The sequence below is a fragment of the Citrobacter sp. 506 genome, from assembly GCF_050434985.1.
Taxonomy (GTDB): domain Bacteria; phylum Pseudomonadota; class Gammaproteobacteria; order Enterobacterales; family Enterobacteriaceae; genus Citrobacter; species Citrobacter braakii.
This window is the reverse complement of sequence record NZ_JBNDJN010000001.1, coordinates 1,091,969-1,116,651: the sequence shown is the minus strand read 5'-3', so window position 1 is coordinate 1,116,651 and position 24,683 is coordinate 1,091,969. Positions and strand designations below refer to the sequence as shown.

Here is a 24,683-nt window from a genome sequence, read left to right as displayed (position 1 = left end):
AACGCTTCTTCATGGGGATGCCCTCATGTGGCTTATGAAGACATTACTAACATCGGGGTGTACTAATCAACGGGGAGCAGGTCACCACTCATAAAATATTTTTCAGAATCTTGGGTGTTGACAGTAGTAAATTGATTGGATTTCAGTTAGAAAATATTATCGATAAATTAACGGAGTGACGGGATGAGTAACGCGCATGAGGCCAGCGCGTCGGCCACTGGCTATCTGTATCAGTGTCGCTACGCATTGCTAAAAGGACTGGAAGCTACTCTGGATTCACCAGAGTTCAGGATTTCAATTGAAAAGTTTGATGATATAGCTTTTGAGGCAAACGGCTTACCGATTCATCTTATCCAGACCAAACATCATAAAGCCAAAACTGGAAAGCTGACTGACAGCAGCGCTGACCTTTGGAAAACGCTACTCATCTGGATAAAAAGTGTAGCCACCGATAGTGGCGGTTTCTCAAGAACTCGTCACTTCCTAATAACAACTGGTTTGGCACCTTCGAATTCGGCATCTTTTCTATTACGAACAGAAAGTCGTAACGAGGCTCAAGCCGATTTTTTGTTACTCACGACTGCAAACAGTTCAAATAACCGCGCGCTACAAGAAGCTTTCAACGCCTATAAGCTCTTACCGGAGGAGGCTCGATTTGCTCTGTTAAGATCAATATATGTACTTGATAGATCTCCTTCGATTACTGATGTTAAAGAAGATATTTACCGGCAGTTGCACCGTGCTGTAGGAAGACAGCATATCGAAATTTTCACCGAGCGTTTAGAAGGCTGGTGGTTCGACCAAGTGATACGTATGCTCAGCGGCAATGAGGTGGGCAGCATCCCAGTGCTGGCTATTGAATCCCGCATTGATGAACTGCGAGAGGAGTTTCGACGTTCCTCATTACCTGTAGATTTTCGGTCATTTTCTCCTCCTCAAGAAGTGATCGCTCAGCTAGATAGTCGACCCTTTGTCAATCAATTGCGTAAGATAAATCTCGGTTCGGCCCGTATTGAGTATGCCATCCGTGATTATTACCGAGCTTCAGAGCAACGCTCAAAATGGGTAAGAGAAGAATTATTGCTTAATGATGAGCTTAAAACGTTCGAGCAAGACCTGATAGAGGCTTGGCAACCACGATTCGCCGCACAGAAAGACGATTTATTACCTGATAGTGATGAGTCCGATCGTATACGTTCTGGAAAGGACCTGTTCACATGGGCAGAACAGCAGGCATGTTTTCCTCTCCGCAGCCTACGAGAGCGGTTTCTTACCCACGGAAGCTACCATATTTTGGCTAACCGATACGCAGTGGGGTGGCACCCTGACTTCATGCAGAATAATAGTGATGAACAGAAAGGAGAGGATTGATGATGGAGCCTTGGTCTTCCCGTCCCATCGAGGAGAGCTACCTCTTCAACCCAGCTTTCTGCGTATTGCTTATAGCCAATACATCGTCAGAATTCAATAAAAAGACCGGTTGCTCTTTACCCTTTGCACTAGCCTTTATAATCCTTCCGATAATTCTTCATCAGAAAACACGCAAGGCTCTGCCTGCTACAACCGTAACGTCACTAATGGCATGGTGCCAGGACAACCGAGATACGATGATTAATTTCCCCGACAGAGTCAGGCGGCTAAACGGTATTACCCGTGAGAGCATATTATTTGGCACAAGGCAAAGCGCTCTTTGCTTGGATGAAAATGGTGACTTAAAGAAAGGAGCTAAACTGCTCTCACCTTCAGAAAAACGAACGCCGCTGTTTACTCAGGAAGCCGGAGAATGCATTGAGCGTGCGGCATTTCTGGGGCGTTGGCTCGCAGCAGCTGGTACAACAGCGACTATTTATGCTGCATGGGGGATAGCGCCATGAGTCTTCAGATAGCCAGCCTTGTGATTTACAACCACGGGGGAGAACGTCGTGAAATCACCCTTCATCCCGGTCAACTGAACATCTTGACCGGCGCATCCAAAACGGGTAAATCAGCAATAATTGATATTATTGATTACGTTACCGGGCGAAGCGAATGTTACGTAGCCGATGGCGTTATCCGCAAATGTACACAATGGTATGGGATCCTTTTTCAACTGAATGATAGCCAAATCTTTATCGCGCGACGCAATCCAGATGCCGGTACACAGTCTCACGGCGACATCTATATTGCCCGCGGGAGCTCCCTGTCGATTCCCGATGGCGCAACTCTCCACAAAAACACTACAGTCAACGCTGTGGAGAAATTTCTGGGAACGGCAATCGGCATTAATGAAAACGAACACCGTCCCCCGAGTCCTACGCGACCCTCTCTGGAGGCAAATTTCCGCCACTCGCTTCTTTTTTGTTTCCAGGATCAGAACGATATTGATAACAAACAGCGTCTGTTTCATCGCCAAGATGATGGTTTTATAGCGCAGGCTATCCGGGACACCTTTCCTTATTTTCTTGGCGCAATGGATGAAGAGCGGCTCTTACAGCAAGCCCAATTGGACGATGCGCGAAAACTACTGCGTCAGCTTGAAAGGTTGGTACGGGAAGCTGAATCGCTGGATGACGCCACATTTCCGCGTGCAAAAGCTCTTCTTGAAGAAGCTAAAATGGCAGGGCTTACCGACGATCGAACCGTAGTTGTAAACTATGAGGCCTGCATGACTCTGCTCCAAAGCTTGAGCGAGCGAGGAGTATTTTCAGATGCAGTTGTAGTAAGTGATCATGATGACATATTGATGCGACTGCGCTCAGAACGTCAAGGGATGCGTACTGAGCTTGAGAGACTGAATAGCGAGATTCGTGAAACGCGGGCGTTTACCTCAGAATCAACCGGCTATGAGCGAGAGGCGCGGGAGCAGCGTGCAAGACTCAGCGTAGTGAATTTGATAAAGTCCTCAGAGGTATCGCAGCTTTGTCCTCTTTGCGAAAGTCACCTCGAAAACGTTCCTCCTTCTGTTGCTCAACTCAACCATTCACTCAGTGAATTGAGCCGACAACTTGAGGCGGTAGAAGCAGAAAATCCAAGGCTCCAGAAGCGCTTAGCAGCCCTCCAAATACAGGAAAATACTCTCCTCAATAATCTTCGAGAGAATCAGAAAAAAATCAGTGATTGCATCCAACAAGCTGAATATCTGCGAGTACAGCAGGAAAACTTTATGCTGCAGGCGCGGACTCTGGGGAAAATCGCACAGTATCTTGAAACTGTCAGCGATGCAGAGCAGTATTCGGGTCTTCGCACCCGGTTAGAAAATCAGCAATTGACTGTAAGTTTCCTTGAAAAAAAATTGGATCCGACTGCTGTACGAGAGAAACTTGCGGCCTTCCTCAATATAATCGGCCGTTATATGACTGAATATTCGGAACTTCTCGATCTAGAACATCAGGGAAGCAACCTGCGTCTAGATATTCGCAAACTCACCGTTGTGGCAGATACCTTGGACGGACCGGTACCACTTTTCCGTATGGGCAGCGGGGAAAATTGGGTCGGCTACCATATTTTGGCTCATCTGGCCCTTCATCGCTGGTTCCGTCAAAAAAAACGCCCCGTGCCAGGATTTCTAATTCTCGACCAGCCATCGCAGGCGCATTATCCACCTGAAAAAGATAATGATGGGTCTATTGACGCTCTGAAGAATGAAGATCAGAACGCTGTAAATCGGCTGTTCAGCCTAATCAACCACGCTGCTAAAACGCTCGCCCCTGATTTACAGATAATAGTTATGGACCATGCAGACCTTAAAGATGACTGGTTTCAGGCTGCAGTCTCTGATCGCTGGCGTAATGGCGTAAAACTTATTCCAACAAGCTGGATAACACCCCAGAAATAATGGCAAGACGCAAATTTGAGCCTACAGCGCACTTATTTCTGAGTGTAAGAACACTGTGCTATGTTGGCGGGGATAGCTACTATCCGGTGACTGAAGTAATGAAGGTTTAACTGGAACAACGACGTCTAGGCAGGCGAAAGATTTGTAAGTAGGTCTGGAGAAGATAAGGTTTGGCTCTGCATGAGAATGTGAACGCTGGAACATAAATCCAATTGAGGCATTAACTATAACTTGCTGCAGTGCTGTGCCAAAGCAATAAATTTAGTAAAAATATGATGGCTAGATTTGATAGGTTGATTTATAGGGGTTGTTATGTGTTTTGCAAATTTAAAGATACTCAACTTTCGTGATTTTGAGACAGTTAATATCCCTCTGACGGGCAACATAGTCTTGTTGGGCGAGAACCTCGTCGGTAAGAGTAATCTTCCATTAGCGATTCGCCTGTTCAACCTTATGATAGATAGATATTAATGGTGTGATTTATAAGGGAATGTACAATCATGAAAATGTGCCAAATACTAACAGGAGTTTTATGATGATTGATAGATTAGAACTTACAAAAAACATTCAATTCTATAACTTAATAATACCAGAAGACAATCGAAACAGAACAATAACAGACGTTGAAATAACTAATATTTTGGATGCTGCAGATGACAATATTGAACCTGGTAGTGATTACCTATTAGAGGAATTTAGAATTGAAAAAAGATTAATTGAAAATGATATCCCGTATAAATATTCATTGCGAATCTTCCCAACACTCAAGCCAGTGTATTTTATTGGGGAGATCGAGGGCGGAGAGAACTACCAAGATAAAATTTATGCTTTTATATTAATTCTTGAGTTTGATAATAGTGTGGCAATAATAAAGAAAAGCTGTGCAAATATTTCAGATGATATTGAAAGAAGTTTTAATTTAGTATCGAGTAATTTATTGGCTAGCACCTTTAATGATTCTGATGTTTTATTCCAAAAAATATCCACAAGAACAATAACTAATTCAGATAAGGCAATCAGAAATAGATCTGCAGAATCAGCAGATCTTAAAGGTTCTTACTCTACTCATGCTGCTGGCAGGTCAATACCTTACTACTTAAAACTTAGGCAAGGTGCAATAATTAAGACAATCTCTGGTTCAGGACGATTGGTAGAGGCGTCACAGAGAGTTAATTTCGATGAAATTGCGACATGGTCTTATAATCAACTTTGTCTGATAAGGCAAGGTGGAGGGGTTAAGGACTTCCTCAATTCTTTTGCAAAACAAAAAGATTTAAGTGAGGTTTTAAGCTCTACTGTGCCAAGTGCCTTATTAATAGAAAGTACTTCATTATATGAAAAGTTACAATCGGAAGGCGCCATACTAAAATACAAATTGCCTGATGGATCCGATTGCATTCTAAATGAAATACAAGTAAATCGGTTGCTTCATAAACTTGAAAAAGTTTATGAAATAAAACCTGACTTGACTATTCAAGTGCCGCTTGGTAAGGCTAAGGTACGAAAAAACAACAAAACACTAACGATTGACTCTACTGTTCTAAAAAAAATAAAAGTTTCGTACAACTCTAAAGATATAACTTTGCAAAGTTTTATCTTTAAAAATGGTTTCTACAGCATTACGTTTACTGACCCATGCTATATGTATTTTATGGGTAATTGTTTCGAAGACTCTTCAGGCATATCGGAAATCAATAGCATATTAGAAATGCTTGTCCCTAAAGCTAATATAAAAAACGTTTTAAGTGAGAAAGGTTTGCTTTTAAAAGGAATGGATAAGTTCTCTAATGATTCCATGTTTGATGTGGTGGAAAACATTCATAGTGGGGATGATTACATTTTTTGCGATGACTTAGGGAATGAATGGGCAGACCATATCACATTTAATAAAGCGGATTCATGCATTTGTTTCATTCATTCAAAGCATGGTGACAAAAGCACATCAGCAAGTAAACTTCATGACGTTGTTGGTCAGGGTATAAAAAATCTTGGATATATGTATTTTAACACTGCTGATTTTACTGTTAAATTAAAAACAAAATTTAATAAAAACTATACTGGAGTTTACAATAAAAAGTCAGTGTCAACCAAGATAAAAAAGGTAAGAAAAGGTGACACTAAAAACATTAAAAAATACCTTGACGACCTTTTTAAGGATGTTAAATTGCATAGAAAATGCATTCTTAGCTGTTCATTTTTATCCAAAAAAGAGATAGAACGCGAGTTCATTAATTTGCGAAGAAAAAAACCGGTTAAGCCTCATGTGATTCAACTGCTATGGATCTTGTCTTCTTTTTCTCATGCTGTAAAAGAGGCTAATGCTGTTCCAATTATTTATTGCGATAACTAGAAAACATTTTGAGAGGGGTAGAAAACCTCTCAAAACAATACCGATGAATATTCCTAATTTATACTATCGATTGGAGGTTTGGAATTTGTTTGAAAGGTGCATCAAACTCTATGTATCCAATCTCAATAGATTAAATTTCAAGCTCTATACAGCATGCTTTATTTAGAAGGAGACAATTGATACTACTCTTTTGATCAGGTATCAATCGCAGAGCTATGAGAATAAATAATAAAAAACTCATAAGCTGAATTGATGAGCTTTAAGTTACGCGCCAACAGGAAGGCAACTGATCCTATAGGATAATCCCTTGAAAAGTCAGCACTTGAATATGTGGGATTTTATCATGACCTTAAATAAGGCTGAGGCCAGAAATACGCGGGCTCCCGGCATCAGAGCGCCTAGCTGCCAGGCAATCCCCGAGCAAACCGCAGTTGGCTTCGCTGCATAAGTGGTTGATAGAGAAAAGCGCGACACTGTCGTAGAAATCCCGGTTGGGGGTGGCGTTCGCTTATGCGTTCAATCAGTGGGGTGCTCTGTGTTATTACTGCGATGACGGGCCGGTGGAACCTGATAATGATGATGCGGAGCGGGCGCTGAGAGAGGTCTGTCTGGGGAAAAGAATTATATATTCTTCGGTAGTGACAATGGCGGTGAGCGCGGCGCACTGCTTTATGGGCTGATAGGCACGTGCAAACTCAATGTATTGACCCTGAGGCTTATCTGCACCATATCCTGGCGTACTGCCGAAGGCGTCTACAAATAAAGTGGCCGAATTGCTGCCATGGAACGTGGTTCTCACCGATAAATAACCGTCAATACGGCGTTCACTTAACGCTTATCGATATAGTCATTCCATTTTTCTTCAAGAGATATACCCTTGTGGCGTAGCTTTATGCCTAGTGTGTACTCTCTAACGTCCGCTTTCGTTAAAGATGAGTGTCAGACTTGAATGTGTTCTACCTCAGAACACTGCTACATCAGGTCTGAAGTTATACAGTGAAATTCATTTTCTAAATCACAACCTTCAACCCATTTCACCGCTGCGAACCAAGGGGCGCTACGCCCGGCTATGTAGGTCATATCTTTTCCTTCCGTGTGCTTTTCGTTCCCGTATCAGCTTCCGGCTAATCGTTTCCCAACACAACCCGTCCCGCAAGGGTAAATAGCACGCATTCTGCGCCCTTGCGGGCCGGAACGATGTCGGGAAAGCGAACCGTCAGGCGATTCGAAGACGAAAATCACACCACTGACGGAGAAAAAATCATGACTATTTCCCTGCATACCCAGGCTAGCGCCCCTAACACCGCAGCAGCGACCAGCGTATCCCCGCTGGACCCGTCAGGCTCCTCAAAAACGAAATTTTCCAAAACCAAAACTGATATTTATCAGACCGTCACTGACAGCATCATTGCGGCACTGGAAACTGGTGTTAAACCCTGGGCGTGTCCGTGGCAGCGTACCCCTGGTATGTCGGGTTTACCGTCCAATTACGCAACTGGTATGGGTTACAGTGGAATGAATATCATGTTGTTGTGGTGCAGTGCGTCAGAACAGGGATTCAATGATTCGCGTTGGATGACCTACAAACAGGCAAAAACGGAAGGCGGGCAGGTACGTAAGGGAGAACACGGCACAACAGCTATTTTCTATACCATGTTGGAAAGGGAAAATAACGAAGGAGAAACTGACTATATCCCGATGCTGAAAACTTTTACCGTGTTTAATGTTGGGCAAATTGACGGTTTGCCTCTGAGTGACAAAGCAGTTTGCCCGGCAGAGACCTTTGAGTCGTTACCGCGTGCGGAAGCGCTTTTCCGTAACAGTGGTGCAACCATCATTGAGAAGGGACAAAACGCCTTTTTCGCACCGTCAACCGATGAAATCCATTTACCGGAACGTCGTCTTTTTAGCGATGCTGCCAATTTCTACGCTACGGGCCTGCATGAGCTGGTTCACTGGAGCGGGGCCAAAAGTCGGCTGAACCGAGAAATGAGAGGGAAGTTTGGCAGTGAGGATTATGCTTTTGAGGAGTTGATCGCCGAACTGGGAAGCGCGTTCCTGATGGCGGACCTGGGGATTGTCGGAGAGGTTCAGCATGAAAGTTATATTGCTTCCTGGCTGAAAGCACTGAAGAACGACAAACGCTATATTTTCAAGGCCGCCAGCGCGGCATCGAAAGCGCATCGTTATTTAATTGATAAAATCTGAGCAGGAAGTGGCCGCAAAGGAATGCGGCTTTGTGTGCAGGGATAGGCTTGACCAGTAACGCTGTAGAGACATGAGTGAGGCGGAGCGCAGCCAGGCGAGCACCGAACAGTCATGTCACTACAGTGGAATAAAGCAAGCCACACGGATAGGACTGAACGGGCAGCTATTCTCTGTTATCAGTAACTGCCTGGAGCGTCTGCAGCCGCTGCTCCAGGCAATCTAGTCTTTCTTCGAGGCCATGACTTTGCTGCTCAATATCTTCCAGCGTTTCTGACAGAAGATCACGTAGCAGCACAAAATTTGCGTGCAGGGCATATACAAAATCGTTGCCGCGTTCCAATAATGCTTCGCGCGGTATGTCCCGCAATGCGGAATGCGTCATCCATGTGACCAGCGCTTTTGCGCTCATTTCGGTTAGTACGTCCGAAAGTCGGTCAGTTTCTCTGTTCATTCTGGACTCCTGTCTATTCTGATGATGGGGGAGTATTTCGGTAGGGCATTACTTCTGGTCGTTGCACTGCTGGTGGGCTGGTTGGGGCAGTTGGTGAAACAGAACAACTATATGAAGTTGCCTAAATCCAGCCGTTGCAACTCGTCGAGCGTGTAGATGCGGAAGACATTTCGGTGGCGGGTTTCCAGCGGGATGTGCTGGTGGTTAACGATGACGTGCCGGATGCTGTCAAACAACCGTTCAAGACCGCGCTTTTTCTGCGGATCCGGCACGATATAGAAAACGTAAATCCAGTCTTTACGGGTCCGGGCCAGTAAATGGCTGGCGATGATCGACTGATAACGGGCTTTAGTTTTTAGGCGGCGCTCGGTCTCTATGGCGATCACGGTGCCGCCGGGAAAGGTGATCAGCCCATCCGGCCGGTGACTGACCTGGTAACGACTGAGGAAGGTTGTGCGATCGCCGTTGATCCACCCGGATGCGCCTTTTTGCTCAAGGGTGATCCGGGCGACCTGATTATCGAGGTGATGCTCCAGCGTCCAGCCGGTAACTTTTGACGGCTCAAACCGCGCCGGGAAAAGTGCATCGTCGGGTGTTAACACAACGGCTATCCCGTCACTGGTAATGCCCCACAATGAAATTTTCATCGTGCGTGATACCAGGACGTGCTTTTGTATTAACCCCATGCCCTCGACTTTTGAAAGCAGGGAATACAGCGATTTATGATCCCTGAAGCCGAAGAGAAGCATCAGTGTTTTAAAGTCACTGTACGTCTCTTCTTTCAGGAAATTCAGCAGTTTTTGTATTTTTTCGCGGTGTCGCGTCTGGCGTTCGCGGTATGCGGTGATCAGCATCATTCCCCCCTTTAAAAATCCAGCAATGACGGGTTATCCTCTTTATCGGCAATCGGTGTTGTTGTATCTTTTTCGTCCGTATCAAAAAAAAGATCAGGCCGAGTTTTGGTGATATCCGGCGTTGATGACGGTCGGGGGGAGGTTTCCTCCTCGTTAAAATCCAGGGTGATGTTTACCGTTGCGGCGCTGGCGGCAATCGCGGGCGACACTGCACTGATCTCCAGTTCGCGTTTTTTCACCCTGATGGGCGAAATCAGCGAAGCAGCCGGGAGTGCTTTTGTCGTAAAGATGAAGCTGACAAAATCGGGTAGGTTCAAGATCATATTGCTGTCGGTAAAGAAACGCTCGGCCTGCCTGATGGTGCGTTCATCGTCGATAGTCTCTGTCAGCACGGCATCGGTTTTCGCTTTGCGGACCTCATCATCGACTAATATGGTGCCTGACATCCTGGCTACCCATTCCGCGGTGTCCGGGTCCATGACACGGTAAACCAGTTTGAATTTGGCGTTCTCAACCACCGCACCGACAACGGCGTCACCTTTCAAATCTGCCGGACAATCTTTTAAATCGGCAATCGACTGATGGTCCATAATAATATGCACGCCTTTATCGCGTGCCGCGCCTAAACCTTCCAGCGCGGGCCTGGATAAATGGTATTTCAGTTCCGAAAGATAAATAGCAATGGGGCGGGGCACGTCTTTCACTCGCTCACGCCTTTCTGCCAGCTGGTACAGGCGAACCAGCAGCATGCGCTGCGCGGTAATGATTTTGCTGTTGCGCATTGAACCAATCACATAACAGCAACCACCTTCCTCAAATATCGTATTAAGCGAAAATCCGGTGGGGGCATTAATGGCATTGAGTAAGGCCAGCTCTTCAATTTTCCCGAAAAAGGCTTTTATCTTATCTGCAATGCCCTGAACGTAGTCTCCGCTATACACATCCCGAATGGTTGAGGCAGTATTACGGGTGACAAACTGCGCGGCTATCCGGGCCGCTTTCCGGTCATCAATGCGATAAAAGTCCGACTCCTGACCTTTCTCTGCCAGACTGAAACCAGCAACAAAAAGCTCTTCCAGTTCATCGGCGGTGATCTCTTCAATCAGGTTTAACTGGTATGCCTGTTTCCTCAGGTCAATTAAGGCAAAGGGCTTCCCTGCATCTTCACAGGCTTTTCGGTAAAGGTGTGGTGCCCATTCATCATCCTTGGGGTCCATAACAAATACGCCTTCACCGGCCAGAATACTTTGGTAAAGTAATATCCCGGTGGCAACGCCTTTACCGGCGCCGGTGGTGCCGATGATATCCGCGTGTTGTTTTTGCCAGTCTTTTAACGGCAGGTACATCGGCTGAATATCGCGGTCCATGCCAATAAATAACCCTTTGTTCAGGTCGATATAATCCAGCGGGTCATAATGCAATGTTTCCGGCAGCAGGGATTTCACAGTACGGACATCGGTGCGTAATTCCCGTTCAAGCGTGGTTTTCCTGACGAGGCGTTTCTTTATTTTATCTAATTCAGGGGTTAATACCCTGCGCAGCAGAATATGGAAAATAAAACCTGTTACGGTAAAGGTAATCAGCACCGGCCATGCCAGAACGGGAATGCTGGCGATAACACGGCCCCGATAAAGCCACTGGAAAATCCAGATAAGTACCGGCCCCATCGTACCGCAAAGAAAACAGACTATGGAGAAAGCAATAATCAGCTTTTGCCACAACGGGGCTTTTTGCCGTTCATCGCTTTTCATCGACGCGAAAAACGGCATCGTCAGCCCCGATAACAGCGCTAGCATCAGCTGATGCTGTTGCATAAAAGCAATGAAGCTCAGCGCGCCATTCACTATCGGCGACAGTGAAACGGCCAGCTTATTCAAAATCACGATGCCTCCTTCGTCAGCAGTTCGCCCCATGACATCGCCCCATCAGTTCGCCCCACGGTGTTGGGCGAAAAGGCGGGGCGAGCGTATGGGGTAAAGAAGGTGGCCGCGTTGCGGCCATGTGCAGGGAAGCATGCTTTCCTGCACGAAACGGCGTGCACCAGTACATGCGGGCTGGACGCCCTTATGGCCTGTCACATGGGGGTAATGTCGCGGCTGGACGCCGTGCCAAAACCCCCAACGTCAACGGCGGCACACCGTCGCCCGCTACGCGCGACCACCCCCTTTAAGACGGTCGCTTTCGCCTTTTTCTTCCCTTTACTCGTTCCTCGTAGCGGGAATAAAAGGGAAGCTGACCTTTAAAGAGGGTGGTCGCGCCACGCTACCGGCTTTTGGCCGGAGACTTATCTGCGACGGTGTGCGGGGCGATGCCCCCCAAATAAACCGCTGTCGTGGGCGACAGCTTTTCGCTCGCTGGGGCGGCGAAATTTATCCGGCTCCCCCGGCCTGCAAAATCCGCGTGGGCGCGGCTGTTTGCAGGTGAGGCGCGGTGCCTGAATTATTTTCGCTCCTTAACCCGCGAAAATATTTCTGTCCGCTGCCTCATTTTTACGGCCCCTGTTTCTTCGCTCCTTAATCCGCGAAAAACAGAAGCCATAAAAACCTGAAAACCGTCACGCTCTCCGCCCGTCTCGCCAGTATTAACCACGAACGCGGCCATATTTACTGATGACCTGACTGATAGCCGCCGGGTCTGCCGAAACACATTCAAGTAAAAACGATTTTCTGGCATCGGCCGTATGGTCAGGAAGAAAACCGTGTTTATTCTCTTTCACGATATTAAAGAATGCCCGTTCAGCGGAATGACATTCACTGCTGCCGCTGTTTCCCGTTGTTTTACCGTACATGCATAAAACCACTTCGCAGGCTTCAGCGGTCGTTGCGGATGTTGAACATGACGCCATAACGCCGAGAAATAATAAGGAGAGTATGACTTTCTTCATTTCAGTCACCGGTATGATTAATGAAAGGTTGCGTATTTAGGGTAATGTTATTTGCCAGAGTTATTGTCTGAATGCCTCTTTCATGCTTTTTAAATGAACTGGCTTAAAGTAAATATCACTCATCCGGCGCACATCGCCGTGTATGTCAATACTGACGATGACATCAATGCTTTTAAGTACCTTGCGTAACAGCACATCAAAAGGAATATTCCGGCAGTCGGGGTTTTCATAGCAGCGGTCAATGATCCCTTCAATACATTCTTCCGGGCTGCCTGCATGCAGGGAGGTGATTAATCCCTCATGCCCGGAACCAATAATTTTAAGCGCGTCCCATGCCTCCCGCCCACGAATTTCCGCCAGTAATATCCGGTCAGGGTTCATCCGATAATTAGCACGGATCAGCCTGCCGGGGGTGACAATGGCATTATCCCCGCCATCCGCCGGGTAAAAAAGATGCACATAATTGGCGTGGTGATAAAAATGGATTTCGGGATTATCTTCGATTGTGGTCAGCCGAAGATGCAGTGGAATATAATGCAGCAGCGTTTTCATATAGGTGGTTTTACCGGAGCCGGTTTCACCCACAATAAAAATCGTTTTGCCATATTCCACGGCCTTTTCCATAAAACGGGGGATATTCCCGCTGTGATATAACTGAACCAGTGCATCATCCTGGCTTTCCGTTCTCTCCTGACCAGCCACACGCTGATAAAATCCTGCATCAATCCATGACTGATGTGTTTTCTGCTCAAACGAAGGCTTGCGCAGCGTAATGGATACCGTATTACGCTCACAGGCCGGGGGAATAATCGCCTGAATACGTTCGCCGGATCTTAATGTTGCAGAAAGGATGGGTGATGTATCGTCAATATTGTCGTCTTGCCAGGATGCCAGCGCCCTGGCAAAGGCATGACACTGACGCAGCGTGATCGGGGATGCCTGTTTATGCCAATTCCCCCGGATTTTCGTATGCAGTTCGCCCGGTCGGTTAACGGCAATTTCTGTCAGGCCATCCTGCGCAAGAAAATCACCAAAGAGCCGGTTTTTCATAAAGTCCAGTGACAGGTTTTCAGCGTTCATACCATTTCTTTTTCAGCCGTAGTTGATAAACAGAGGAAAAATCAATATCCGTGCCGGTCATGATGCCGATCACATCGCCCTGGTTCAGGTACATCGTGGGCGGGATACTGATGCTGTTTTCCAGCGTCGTTTTCGCCATTTCCGCCGTGGCGGCGCGGGTATTTTCGGTATAGTCGGTATTGCGGTCTTTACCCGGCGCGGCATCTGATGCCGCTGCTGCCACGTCCTGTACGGTACTCAGCATCAGGGCGTTGCCGAAACGCTCCCAGAAATGGCTGTCGATCCAGCCCGTGATCCCCGCCTCGCCAAGCGGGCCGGTGGCCTGCGTATCGGTGAGCGGGATTTGCAGGCTGCCGGGCTCCGGCGTGCGCAACTCCGTCCACAGTACAAACATCCGGCTGCGCCCGTGTTGCAGTGCCCCGGTGCGGTAGATACCACGGGCAACTGTTCCCGCCGGGATCAGCATTACATGGTTACTGGAGCTCCAGACATTCTCACCGATCAGGCAGGAGATATGACCGCCAACATCGGACACGAAGCGCCGCATCATCGAACACGGAATATAGCGATCCACCGGGATATAGAGATCGGGATCAAGGCCCAGCCGCCTGACACCGGTGACGCGTGCGACGCCCGGATTGTCGTTGTTATTGCTGCCTGCCGGTGCTGTTGTATCCGGGCAGCGCAGGCGTCCATCTTCGCCACTGACCAGTACCGACTGACAGGATGTGTACGCCGTGGAGGCTGACGGGCTGCCCGACGTTCCCGCATTGCTGCGCGATCCGCTTCGGGACGTGCGTATATCGTCGCCTGACCCTGTACTGCCGCTGTTCAGCCCGTCTGCCAGCGCTGCCGCCTTGTTCAGGGCGGGTGGCCCGGGCGGCAGGGCTGGAGTGGCAGGGGGGCTCTGACTGGCAGGGGCTACGCTTTCCTGCCTCCCTGGCCCGAAGAGGCCAAACGGATTACTGTCCATGCCCAGATTTTTACGCTCCTGCTGCACCGCCCCGGAGGAGGGCGGCGACGCGGTGTCAGATTCTTTCTCATCACCCCTTTTCAGGGCGCTGAGAAGACGATCGCCACCGGATGCCAGCGCGATGACCAGGACCAGACTCAGCAGGCTGACGATCAGCGTGCGGTGACCGGAAGCTTTACGGAAACGGGTCACTTCCGGCTTACCGGGCGGCGTTTTCTGCTCCGGCTCCTGATATGCCATTGCCGCGCGGGCGCGTTCACGGGCTTCCGCTTCCCGTTCGGCGGTGGTTTTTTCCGGTTCGTCCGGGAAAGATTTGTCGGTCATTTTGCCTCCAGCGTAACGGACGGCGAAACGGTGTCACTGTTGGTCAGCGGGATACGCCCGAATCCGTCGTTTTCGATCCCCACCACTGAGCTCCCGTAGCGCAGAACCAGCTGCGGAGATGCCGGAACCACCATCACGGTGTAGTTGCCCCGTTTAACCGTTCCGGGCGTGACCGCCTGCTCCTGACCGTTAACCACCCGGAAAACGGAAGGCAGGGTTTTCGCGGGAGAAAAACCGATATAAGCAAAACGACCGTCATCCCAGGCAAAGTCCGGGGCAATGGAGGCTGAACCGGCGGCTACACGCCTGGTGTAGCGCCAGTTGCGCGGCGTGGCCGGATGCCGGAATGCCGACGCTATCCGCTGTCGGTCCAGCGCTTCCTGCTGTTGTTGCTGGCGGGTGGCACTGGCGGCGGCTGACTTTTTCCGCAGTTCGTCAGGATAGTGGTAGCGGATAATGAATGCCTGGGCGGGAGAGTCTTTATCCAGTACGTTCAGCTCCAGGCTGTAGTCGCGTTTCGATGTCACCACGAACAGGTTGGTTTTCCAGTCTTTTGCCGTCGGCAGAAAGACCTGGCTGATGTTGTTGCCGCTGGCATCCGTGACTGGCTGGGCGATGGGATTCGGGCTGACACCCACCCGGTTATCGCTTTTCGTCACGGTCCAGCCTCTGGGAAAACCCGCCTGCGCATCGATGACTGTTTCATCGTCATCAAATACCAGCATGGTGACGTAGCCGGGTCGGGTACTGACGACCGTGACGTTCTGGCTGTTGTACGTGACGTTCTGCATCCGGCTGTCATACGCGCTGCCGCGCGGTGTCGCCGAGCTCCATGCCACGCATGACGCCAGTAAACCCGTGAGGAGCAGAATGTGTTTCAGCATCATTCCCCCCTCAGCTCTTTGTCGCGCTGGTAGCTGGTGACGATAAAGCCCAGCGGGTTCACTTCGCGCTGGCTGTCGGTCAGTTGCCGGTGCGGGACGTAGCGGTATGTGAGGCGGATATTCCAGACATCCGTTTTCACGGAATTATCAGCAATACGGCGGATAGTGCGCTTGATACGCAGGGTTGCCAGATTATCCGGCCCGGTGGCAGGCGCATGCACATTGGAAATAATGTCGATATCAACAATATATTCCGCCTTGTTAAAAATCACGTCCGGTGCCTGGTCGCCGTTAAACCCGTCCAGATAGTCCCGGTTCACGCTGTCGCTGTTAAATAACTGCACGTCGTCATAATCACGCTGGAGGGAGAAATAATTATATCCTTCGCGGAGCCTGACATAGTGTGCTGCCAGTGAATGCGCCAGTGCCTTTTCAGACGAAATATCCCGCTCCTTTACGCGCGTCATATATTCATAGCGCCCGGTTTGTTTATCCACTGACCATAATTCAGTGTCGGTGGTTTTCAGCGGCAGCAGAATAATAATGGTCGCAATCGCCATTGCGGCCAGAATCAGTCCGGCAGCGGCCACCCGCCAGGCGGTTCTTCGGGAACGCTCTTCCTTTTCCAGCAGGATGGATTCAAAAGAGCGGGAAACATTAACAATGTTCTGAATATCAGACATGGTGAGTGAGCTCCTGAATGATGGCGGGGGAATTTACCGGCTCGGGTTCGCCGGATACCGGCGGAAGGTCGCCCTGATACTGTACGCAGCCCGTGAGCGCGCACAGCATCAGAAGGAAGATGCTGAATTTCATGGAAGTTCCTTATTACAGGGATGCAGAAATGCCGCACCGGTGGCGCAGGCCACGGCGTGACGGGGAAAGGAAATTAAGGGTCGGGAGGATTAACGGTGACGCTGCCGGTTCAGGCGTTTCATGCTTTCGATGGCGGCGGCGCGTTTCTGCCAGGCGCTCACGGTTTTACCCGCGCCTGCGCCAGTGAGTCTGCCGGTCGCCGCGGCGACGGCCATGCCGCCTTTCGCAGCCAGGCGGGCACCGCCCTTTATCCCCGGCCCGGCCAGGTCAGCGGATTTGTTCGCCAGTCCGGTCAGACCACTCATGGCCGCCCCCTGTAACACCGCCTGTACAGCGGCTCCGCTGAGGGCGCTGGCGAGCTTCGCCGAGAACCAGACCACCACACCCGCTGCAATCCCGGCCAGCAGGCACTGTGCCGCCAGCGTCACCATGTTGCTGACATTGGATGTCCGGGTCGCTGCATCAAGGATTTTATTCAGGTAATTGATGGCGATACGGATGGATAAGGCGGAAAACATGATCGTTAATATTGCCGCGAAAATCGTTTTCAGCCAGTTATCAAACATCGGCTTAAGAAAACCGTACAGCAGGCAGAAAATAAAGAGCGGCGCGGTGGTCGTCATTAACAGGATGATAATTTCAGCGAGCAGGTTGACAAAGGTGGCAGCCAGTAACAGAACGATCGCGCCGCCCCATACCAGCACTTCGGCAAAGCCACCATTCAGTTTGACGTAAGTCGAGGTGTCCATACTGAACAGTGTCTGCCCCAGTGTCTGTGCCTTTTCCCAGACGGTATCAAGCAGCGCCCAGACGTTATCATTGCCGCTGACACCGTCTTTGAGTCCCTGGATAGCCGCTACCGCCATATCCAGCCAGCCATCCCGGTTTAACGCAAAGGTGGTGATCAGCAACATTCGCCCCACATCCCAGACGACATCTTCAACCGGGGCCCGGAGTTTGCCAGCCAGCGTCTGATAACCGCGATACAGTATAAATAAGGTAAAAGAGCTGACGATGATAACGCTGATCATCGTACCGTAAGTGGAAGACTGACCTTCCAGTACGGCATTCAGTCCATCCATGATGTTTTTGTCCATACCCACAAAAATACCACCGGACATGGTGCCTCACCTGATAGATAAAGAAAGGAAATAAAAAACAGGGAGAATTCTCTGTTTTGCTGGAGGAGATATTATTGTGTGACGGATTTTCTCTTTTCGGCTTCTTGCTGAAAGAATGTCTCAAATTTTTCTTTTATTCCGGGTTTGCCAATTTGAGCGAACATAATGGCAGCCCGTTGAGCAAACTCGCAGTTATCGCTTGCCTCGCCATCCTTCAGGCATTGCGTGTAAACCGCATATGTTTCGTCAGGATGCTGCTTATACCAGGTTTCGGATTTGGTTTCCTTGCAGCCGGAAAGTAATATCACGCCTGAGAGTGTGCATAAGGTGAATAAGGATCTGACCACGGATAACCTCCTTATAAATTATTAAGGTCAGCAACAGGTGCCGATAGCTGCTGCTGTTCAAAGGCTTTCTGTCTTTGCTGTTCCAGCAATGTCGTTCGCTGTTCAGCCTGTCTGACAGACATCTCCCACTGATTTGTCAGCGCATTTAACTGTACGCTTTTCGCCGCGATGGCGTTAGCCAGATCCTGAGACTCTTTCGAATCCTGTGCATTCGATATACGGTCAGATAAGTCTGATATATCGCTGAGTGTGCTGTTGATCCTGTTTTCAACGTCAGTGGTATTCTCAATCGCCATTGCCTGATTGAGGATTATCTGTTTACAACTGTCGGCCAGGGCCTGAGACTTTATCCCTTCCTGTTCCTCGCTGCATACGCTGAATGATTTGTATTTACTGTAAAGGTTTTGCAGTTCAGAAGAATATGAACTGTTTTGCGTGGTCAGCAGATCATCCAGTGAAATACTGCTCTTACGGAGATTATCAATATCGGTTTTCAGGCTTCGGGCATCGCTGAGAAAACCCTGAATATCCCGCACGCCGGTTGCAGTAGCTAACTGTTTTTTATACGCATCAAGTTCACTTTTATAATGGGTAACCGTATCCTCCCATTGCTGTAATTTCTGCATCCACTGGTTAATGGATTCGGTATTCTGCACGGCGTCGAAAACCGGTATTCCGGCGCTGAACGTCTGCGTCGGGAAAAATAACGATAATGCCAGAAAGGTATATCTGGTACGCATATCAACGACCTCCGTATTAATATCAGATTGCCCGCTCAAGGAAGGTTTCTTTCCATTCATCAGGTCGCATACCGTCCTGATAGATGGCATCGAATATTTTCAGGTTGTCCTCACTGCCGCTGAGGAGCCGGGTGAGTTTACCCAGCCCGGACAGATCCATTTTTGCCAACGCCACAAACGGGCGGGTTTCCCCGGCCCGCAACGGTGTTTTCAGGATGACCATATAATGCTCGCCCGGATCAAGGTTCCTGACAGTCTCATAAACGCTGTCCGGCACTTTCATTTTCTCCACGTAATCCGCATGACTGGCCTTCGGGTTGGCGAGGAAAATCTGGGTGCCGCACTGTTCAATAATCGCCGGGGCGATGGGATGTCTGACGATTTCATCCGGTGACTGTGTTGCGGGGACGAATATGCCGTTCAGCTTGCGGATAACTTTCAGCATATTGAGCGAGAAACGGGAAAATTCGACATCGGACAGCCAGCGCCAGAACTCATCCATAAACATCACCAGGCGGCGACCGTCCAGCAGGCTGGTCACGCGATACAGCAGGTAAAAGGTCACGGGGCCGCGAATATCGTCATCATCCAGAAATTCGGTGCCGTCGATACCAACGTTATCGACATCGCTGATGGTGAAAGTATCAGCCTCGTTATCAAACACCCAGCCGAACTCGCCCCCCTGTGCCCACTGTTTCAGGCGGATACGCAGCCCGTTGGTGCGGGCGTCTGTGGTCGGCGGCTCCGGCAGCACTTCCAGCAGCCGGGTGATTCCGAACCGGCGGTACTCCGGCGGATAGTCCAGCATGATGGTGTCAACGGCGGCACTGATCCGCTCCTCATCGCGCGGATCGAGCGGCTTACCGTTGCGGCGGCACAGCATGCGCACCAGCCGTTTGATGAAACTGATGTTCCGGCGGGTTGGCTCCAGCGCAAACGGGTTGAAGCCGGTGGGCTCGCCGGTACGGATGCGGAAATAACGCCCGCCCGCCTGGCGGATCGCCATCTCCGCCGCCCGGTCCTTATCGAAATACACCGTGGTCAGCCGTTTGAGGGTGGCAGAAGGCGCAAACGACGCCGGGTTACGGTACTTCTGCATCAGTTGTTGCAGGATGGTCATCAGCAGGGTTTTGCCGGAGCCGGTTTTCCCGATAATCGCCGTATTTCCCGGCGTTTTCTCACCGGTGTCATCCCGTCCGGCCTGGCTGTCGTGAAGGTTCAGGTAATACCCGCCACCGCCGGGCGATGTGAGGATGGCGATGGCTTCCCCCCACGGATTGCCGCTGCGTTTGTGGGGATGGAAGTTATGCAGGCAGGCCATATCGGCAAAATTCTGGCTGCTGACGGCCACCAGTCGGGGACGCAGCGTATAGACGCCCGGCAGTTGCGCCAGATATGCGGCGGGCAGTGACAGGGTGGAGAGCGTCGTCATAATACCCAGATCGGCGAAGGGCTGGGCCAGAACGTTAGTGTCCTTCACCACCTGCCCGGCACTGTCTGAGGAGATCAGCAGGGAAAAGTGGAATTTACCGCACGACACATGCCCGGACTGGAGCAGGTCGCGCAGGACAATCAGCTCTTCGCGCTGGGAAATCGCGTCGTCGTCCGCTGAGTTCAGCCGTTTTTCCGCCAGCCGGATATGATCCTGCGCTTCATCCCGCGCCATGCAGGTAAAGGACTGCGTCAGAACATACTCGCTTTCGGCGTACAGCAGTGCGTCCAGCATACCGGTATGGGTTTCCGGGGAATAATCCTTAATCTCGAGGCTGCGGAAGAAGCGGGAACCGCTGACCGTCTGGCATTCACCGGTGTCGGTGGTGAAAAAGACGTCTGGCGTACTGAGCGTTTCATAAAATGGTGAGCGCGTTACGGCCACTTTCTGCCACTGGCCGGTAAGCAGACGATGAAAGAACGCCAGTTGTGAGGAATACACCCGCTCGTTTTCTTCATATATCCCCAGCGGCATTGCCATATAGCGGGATAACGCAGACTCCAGCGCGTCGCGGTATTCCAGCATGATTTTGAGCGCGTCCTCCAGTGCTGGCTGGCGTTTACCGGGCGGCTGCGCTTTCATGGTTTTTTTCTCAATCGCAGAGAACGGCGCGTAGCAGACGGTAAAAAACAGCCGGTGCCGCCAGAACGGTTTTTCTTTTACCGGCTGGTAATACCGCCGTGTTACCTCATCGGAAAAGGGAATACCCGAACGGGCTTCAAAAGTATCATGGTATTTTTCACGGAGCCGGTGAATATAGAATGTTACCGGCAGCCCCTCATACGAACGAATAACGTTATTCAGGTGCGTGGCCATCAGGGTCAGGTGATGTTCGTCTTCACATTCAAAGACTGTGCCGCCCAGCTCCCAGGTGGCAACAAAATCACGGTGACGATTTCTGATGACGTAGGGGTGAATATGGGAGGAATACGGAATATATTTATCCAGCGTAATACGCTCGTTTAATTTCATTTTCTGAATAAACTCCGAGACATCAACATTATCGTACTGGTTTGCCAGAAGGGCATTCGCGCCAAAATGGGTATTGGTGAAAAGCCGTCCACGGGTTTTAAACGCCAGCCAGAGCAGGCTGAAATAATGAATATCCTTTCGGGCTTTATTTTTCATTTCCGCCCAGGCAGGAATGAGCAGAACCGCCAGGTAATAGCTGACATAGACCGCCAGCAGGACGATGGCCCCGCTGACAAGAACGAACGGCACAAGAGGAATACCCATAATGGCGGCAGGCCGCGTAAGCGCTTTATTCAGCGTAGCCATCGTTGCCTCCCTTATGACGCCCAGTAGGCACCGAAGCCGGATGCACCGACAATCAGGATCGCGCCGATGATGACGTTACGCATGTCGTGCAGGCTCTTGCCGTCGAACAGCACCTTGTAGCCCACCCACATGGTCGCCAGCGTGATGGTGACGGCGGCCAGTCCCAGCAGGCCGGTCGAGGTATTGCTCAGTGTTTCATTGGCCTTGTTAAAACCACTGTCCGCCGCCAGCACCGGGGAAGACAGCAGCACGGAAACAACAGCGGAGTAACGGCGTTTACGCATGATCATTTCTCCTCATCAGGGATAACAGGGATAGCGCCGCGAATGACGGAACCGGGATAATGCAGGGAAGTCAGGATCGGCGCAGTGGCACCGGCAGGCTCGCCGCGCAGCACAACGGCGGGATAACGGACAGACGGCTGTGCGTTCCGGTCAGGGGCACGCTGCCGGTCTTTCCGCGTGGACGGGACGACATAGCCAATGCGCTGCACGTAGCTGGTCTGGTTAAAGGCGGATTCCGGCCGCTGGCCGGTTTCAAAGTTGCCGGAGTAGTAACAACTGAGCGCCCGTTTCAGTGTTCCGCCGCGCCGGTAACAGTCGGCGAGAATGCGCTCAAATACCGACAGATTGATGCAAGGGTTAAGCAGGTCGCTGGCCGTGACGCCGTAATGGCGGAAATTGATGCTGGTGATTTGCATCAGGCCGACCGAATAGCGTCGGCCCTGTGCAGCCAGCTGTCTGGTAAGGAGGATCGCCTCCGGCAGGCTCGAGGGGAAATGTGAAATCACGCCCCGGCTGTCTGGCAGGATTTCAGCAATGGCGTAGGGGTGGAAGCCGGATTCGACCCGTGCGACATCAAGTGACGTGGACGGGTGAATACTGGCGGCGCACTGCACCGCCAGTGCCAGAAAGGCAGTGGTGGAAAGCATGCTGGCCTCGCAACAGAGAGACCGGCGGCTTACAGAAAAGTACGCCGCCGGGTGAGAAGAAGAGAAAATGGATTAAGTGGCAGCGGCATCCTGTGAAATGTCGCTTTCTTCTCTCGGTTCGAGCAGTACCAGCCTGCCGGAAACCGCAATACCGGGTATCAGCACGATATTCAGACCGGGCTTGCCGTTATGCGCGAAGGCCACGCCAACTTTTGTCCAGTACGTGTTTGTTTCGCCCTGCACATCGGGCTGGCTTTCCTGGGTAACAAAGACGTGATAAGCGGGTTTTCTCATGGAATTTCCTTTGATCAAAAACAGTAAATGAAATAAACCAGTCACATCCCGGTTCTGCATTCCGGTTTTAACGGGTCAGCGAGAACATTCAGCGGCACCCTGAATTGTGGTTACGTGACAGCCCGATCCATTTTGTTAAAGAGCAATACCCTGTCAGGACGAATTAATGTCCATAGGGGCGACTAATGCTGTAATGGCGTTCTCAGATTCGAATATCTGGTGAGGGATATAAATGAGAAACTCAAAACAAAAAGAAGAGAGAAAAATAGTGGAGTATTTAAGATGCAGTGAGAATAATGAGGATTTAAAAAACACGAGAGAGTGGTATTAACATTCACCGTGAATAATAAAGACATGCAGAGATATAACATCTCTACACGTCCTTTTTATCCTGTCAGCGGCTACTACGTTCAAGTTTTTCCTGACATTCCGTACAGGTGGTTACACCCGGCAGTGCTTGCCGTCGCTTTTCTGGAATGGGTTTACCACATACACGACAGTGAAATAATGATGGTGTCGACCCCGGCTTAAAACGACTCTGTTCAATCATCTCCTCCAGGCGCTGCTCATTAAATTCCTGATCGCGATCGATCTCATCCGGCATGTGGTGCCCTCCTGTTAGCGGCAACTTCCTTTTCACAAAGCGTGATACGTCTCCATACCATGGTGAGTGATAGTCCCAGGGAACTTGGTAGCAGGAGTTCAGTAACCTGCATCATGGCCATCAGCGCGTCGGGGGATTCAAGGCTTTCCACCCGGCACTTCTGCCATTGCCGCCAGATCTCGGCATCTGTCTCTTCATCCGGCTCAGGTGTACGTCCATATGGCACGCTGACACCAAGCAGCCGTCGGCGAAGGCAGACATCATTAGACGTCAAGCCAAAGTAGTGGTTGAGCAACGCGATAGAACCGCCCAGCCGGATAGCCCGGTTAATCTGCTGCTGTTGTCGGTATTCCTGTCGGGCCTGCGCCAGTAAATGATGCAGGACATCATGGCGGACACTGACCGAAACAAAGGGAGCCGTCGCCCGGCTGACAGCAAACAGTTCATCGAGTGATAACTGATTAAGAGCATTCATTTCGTCGAAAGTGAATCCGAGGGACTCGCAGTGACGAATATCCCCAACTTTCAGAGCGTGCAACGCATCAGTTAAGATGGTGTAATTAATTAATGGAATCATTCTGTTATCTCCTCAATCTATATGGAAAAGTTGAGCAAATAAACGGACATTTTTAACTGTTTGAACGTCCGGCCAATTTAAGGCTGATCCATTCATCAATTTCCGATTCGAGCCAGGCCACACTGGCCGGGCCAATTTTTATTGAACGTGGAAAGGTTCCATTTTTCATATACAGGTAAATTTGAGAGCGTTTCAAACCGGTTTTTTCTTCGACCTGTTTTAAACGTAATAACTGATGTGATGTCATTGTATTCTCCTATTGTGGAATGACTGGTGCATGTCCAGAGAAAATAAAAGAACACAGCAGTAAGCTTAGGAAAAGCCGATAGCACCTTATTACTGATGGGAAGATCCTTAGTACGGTTTTGTAGTGAATAAATAATAAGTTATTAGTTGTATAAGGATGTGGAGAAGGATAGTTGTGCTGCTGTGTAGTTTTCAGCGTTTCGCTGGTGCAATGGTGTCATGACTTAGCGTGATAATGAGGACAATAAAAAGATGCGGTTAAATACATTCATTGTGAATTTCAGTCAGGGGGGGCGTTACCACTCTGGCGGTAATGCGCTATGAAGCATCGCCATAGAAGTGTTCTGTGTGGTCGAAACATATATGCTCAACTACTTCCTTAACACAATGCTGAATTGATTGTGCTTCCCGATCA

The 24,683-nt window shown here is 49.8% G+C and carries 25 protein-coding genes; 6 read left to right on the top strand and 19 right to left on the bottom strand.

Features of this window, described 5'->3' with window-relative positions:
* The first annotated feature begins 183 nt into the window (after positions 1 to 183).
* The 6 genes from ABIE10_RS05595 (at position 184) to ABIE10_RS05570 (ending at position 8,372) form a co-directional block, all read left to right on the top strand.
* The gene (locus ABIE10_RS05595; protein ID WP_064793689.1) at positions 184 to 1,371 is read left to right on the top strand and encodes an ABC-three component system protein; all 1,188 of its coding nucleotides are present in this window, start codon (positions 184 to 186) and stop codon (positions 1,369 to 1,371) included.
* Positions 1,371 to 1,874, top strand: coding sequence for a three component ABC system middle component (locus ABIE10_RS05590; RefSeq protein ID WP_064793690.1), 504 nt, complete (start codon positions 1,371 to 1,373; stop codon positions 1,872 to 1,874). Before ABIE10_RS05595 ends, ABIE10_RS05590 begins: the two co-directional genes overlap by 1 nt.
* Positions 1,871 to 3,814, top strand: a complete 1,944-nt coding sequence (locus tag ABIE10_RS05585) for a DUF3732 domain-containing protein (RefSeq protein ID WP_064793691.1) — start codon at positions 1,871 to 1,873, stop codon at positions 3,812 to 3,814. The genes ABIE10_RS05590 and ABIE10_RS05585 overlap by 4 nt, the downstream gene beginning before the upstream one ends.
* A 532-nt stretch (positions 3,815 to 4,346) precedes the next feature.
* The gene (locus tag ABIE10_RS05580; protein ID WP_227514810.1) at positions 4,347 to 6,164 is read left to right on the top strand and encodes a hypothetical protein; all 1,818 of its coding nucleotides are present in this window, start codon (positions 4,347 to 4,349) and stop codon (positions 6,162 to 6,164) included.
* Positions 6,165 to 6,655: 491 nt separating this feature from the next.
* Positions 6,656 to 6,844, top strand: coding sequence for an IS66 family transposase (locus tag ABIE10_RS05575; protein WP_391585437.1), 189 nt, complete (start codon positions 6,656 to 6,658; stop codon positions 6,842 to 6,844).
* Positions 6,845 to 7,427: 583 nt separating this feature from the next.
* Positions 7,428 to 8,372 (top strand): ArdC family protein, encoded by a 945-nt coding sequence (locus ABIE10_RS05570; RefSeq protein ID WP_064793693.1) that lies wholly within the window; start codon positions 7,428 to 7,430, stop codon positions 8,370 to 8,372.
* 163 nt (positions 8,373 to 8,535) lie between these two features.
* On the opposite strand, the gene ABIE10_RS05565 is transcribed toward ABIE10_RS05570, so the two are convergent.
* The 19 genes from ABIE10_RS05565 to ABIE10_RS05475 form a co-directional block, all read right to left on the bottom strand.
* Positions 8,536 to 8,823: a hypothetical protein gene (locus ABIE10_RS05565; protein WP_064793694.1), complete on the bottom strand. Its 288-nt coding sequence runs from the start codon at positions 8,821 to 8,823 to the stop codon at positions 8,536 to 8,538.
* A gap of 107 nt (positions 8,824 to 8,930) precedes the next feature.
* Positions 8,931 to 9,677 (bottom strand): MobC family replication-relaxation protein, encoded by a 747-nt coding sequence (gene mobC / locus ABIE10_RS05560; RefSeq protein ID WP_064793695.1) that lies wholly within the window; start codon positions 9,675 to 9,677, stop codon positions 8,931 to 8,933.
* Positions 9,678 to 9,688: 11 nt separating this feature from the next.
* Positions 9,689 to 11,560, bottom strand: a complete 1,872-nt coding sequence (locus tag ABIE10_RS05555) for a type IV secretory system conjugative DNA transfer family protein (protein WP_429154978.1) — start codon at positions 11,558 to 11,560, stop codon at positions 9,689 to 9,691.
* Positions 11,561 to 12,258: 698 nt separating this feature from the next.
* Complete coding sequence (locus ABIE10_RS05550; protein ID WP_072032071.1) at positions 12,259 to 12,561, bottom strand: TrbM/KikA/MpfK family conjugal transfer protein; 303 nt, start codon at positions 12,559 to 12,561, stop codon at positions 12,259 to 12,261.
* A 60-nt stretch (positions 12,562 to 12,621) separates the two neighbouring features.
* Positions 12,622 to 13,641, bottom strand: a complete 1,020-nt coding sequence (gene virB11, locus ABIE10_RS05545) for a P-type DNA transfer ATPase VirB11 (protein WP_048762574.1) — start codon at positions 13,639 to 13,641, stop codon at positions 12,622 to 12,624.
* On the bottom strand, positions 13,631 to 14,938 hold the full coding sequence (gene virB10 / locus ABIE10_RS05540) for a VirB10/TraB/TrbI family type IV secretion system protein (protein WP_048762575.1): 1,308 nt from the start codon (positions 14,936 to 14,938) through the stop codon (positions 13,631 to 13,633). Before virB10 ends, virB11 begins: the two co-directional genes overlap by 11 nt.
* The gene (gene virB9 / locus ABIE10_RS05535) at positions 14,935 to 15,825 is read right to left on the bottom strand and encodes a P-type conjugative transfer protein VirB9 (RefSeq protein WP_170928019.1); all 891 of its coding nucleotides are present in this window, start codon (positions 15,823 to 15,825) and stop codon (positions 14,935 to 14,937) included. Before virB9 ends, virB10 begins: the two co-directional genes overlap by 4 nt.
* Positions 15,822 to 16,505 carry a virB8 family protein gene (locus tag ABIE10_RS05530; RefSeq protein ID WP_040206884.1) on the bottom strand — a complete coding sequence of 228 codons (684 nt, stop codon included), beginning with the start codon at positions 16,503 to 16,505 and terminating at the stop codon, positions 15,822 to 15,824. Before ABIE10_RS05530 ends, virB9 begins: the two co-directional genes overlap by 4 nt.
* Entirely contained in the window at positions 16,498 to 16,638 is a 141-nt protein-coding gene (locus ABIE10_RS05525) for a hypothetical protein (RefSeq protein ID WP_040206882.1), read from the bottom strand. Before ABIE10_RS05525 ends, ABIE10_RS05530 begins: the two co-directional genes overlap by 8 nt.
* Positions 16,639 to 16,727: 89 nt before the next feature.
* Positions 16,728 to 17,759 (bottom strand): type IV secretion system protein, encoded by a 1,032-nt coding sequence (locus tag ABIE10_RS05520; RefSeq protein ID WP_040206880.1) that lies wholly within the window; start codon positions 17,757 to 17,759, stop codon positions 16,728 to 16,730.
* A 71-nt stretch (positions 17,760 to 17,830) separates the two neighbouring features.
* The gene (locus tag ABIE10_RS05515) at positions 17,831 to 18,106 is read right to left on the bottom strand and encodes an EexN family lipoprotein (protein WP_040206878.1); all 276 of its coding nucleotides are present in this window, start codon (positions 18,104 to 18,106) and stop codon (positions 17,831 to 17,833) included.
* Positions 18,107 to 18,117: 11 nt separating this feature from the next.
* A complete protein-coding gene (locus ABIE10_RS05510; RefSeq protein WP_040206876.1) occupies positions 18,118 to 18,846 on the bottom strand; it encodes a type IV secretion system protein in 729 nt (242 codons plus the stop codon).
* 22 nt (positions 18,847 to 18,868) lie between these two features.
* Entirely contained in the window at positions 18,869 to 21,616 is a 2,748-nt protein-coding gene (locus tag ABIE10_RS05505; RefSeq protein WP_087051070.1) for a VirB3 family type IV secretion system protein, read from the bottom strand.
* Between the two features lie 11 nt (positions 21,617 to 21,627).
* Positions 21,628 to 21,906: a TrbC/VirB2 family protein gene (locus tag ABIE10_RS05500; RefSeq protein WP_032754832.1), complete on the bottom strand. Its 279-nt coding sequence runs from the start codon at positions 21,904 to 21,906 to the stop codon at positions 21,628 to 21,630.
* Entirely contained in the window at positions 21,903 to 22,547 is a 645-nt protein-coding gene (locus ABIE10_RS05495) for a lytic transglycosylase domain-containing protein (protein ID WP_032754830.1), read from the bottom strand. Before ABIE10_RS05495 ends, ABIE10_RS05500 begins: the two co-directional genes overlap by 4 nt.
* Before the next feature lie 72 nt (positions 22,548 to 22,619).
* The gene (locus tag ABIE10_RS05490) at positions 22,620 to 22,841 is read right to left on the bottom strand and encodes a hypothetical protein (protein WP_048762577.1); all 222 of its coding nucleotides are present in this window, start codon (positions 22,839 to 22,841) and stop codon (positions 22,620 to 22,622) included.
* A gap of 394 nt (positions 22,842 to 23,235) precedes the next feature.
* Positions 23,236 to 23,445: a TraR/DksA family transcriptional regulator gene (locus ABIE10_RS05485; protein WP_022065314.1), complete on the bottom strand. Its 210-nt coding sequence runs from the start codon at positions 23,443 to 23,445 to the stop codon at positions 23,236 to 23,238.
* Positions 23,435 to 24,022, bottom strand: a complete 588-nt coding sequence (locus ABIE10_RS05480) for a DUF2857 domain-containing protein (RefSeq protein ID WP_032754824.1) — start codon at positions 24,020 to 24,022, stop codon at positions 23,435 to 23,437. Before ABIE10_RS05480 ends, ABIE10_RS05485 begins: the two co-directional genes overlap by 11 nt.
* A gap of 52 nt (positions 24,023 to 24,074) precedes the next feature.
* Positions 24,075 to 24,269, bottom strand: coding sequence for an AlpA family transcriptional regulator (locus tag ABIE10_RS05475; RefSeq protein WP_032754823.1), 195 nt, complete (start codon positions 24,267 to 24,269; stop codon positions 24,075 to 24,077).
* Between the last annotated feature and the right edge of the window lie 414 nt (positions 24,270 to 24,683).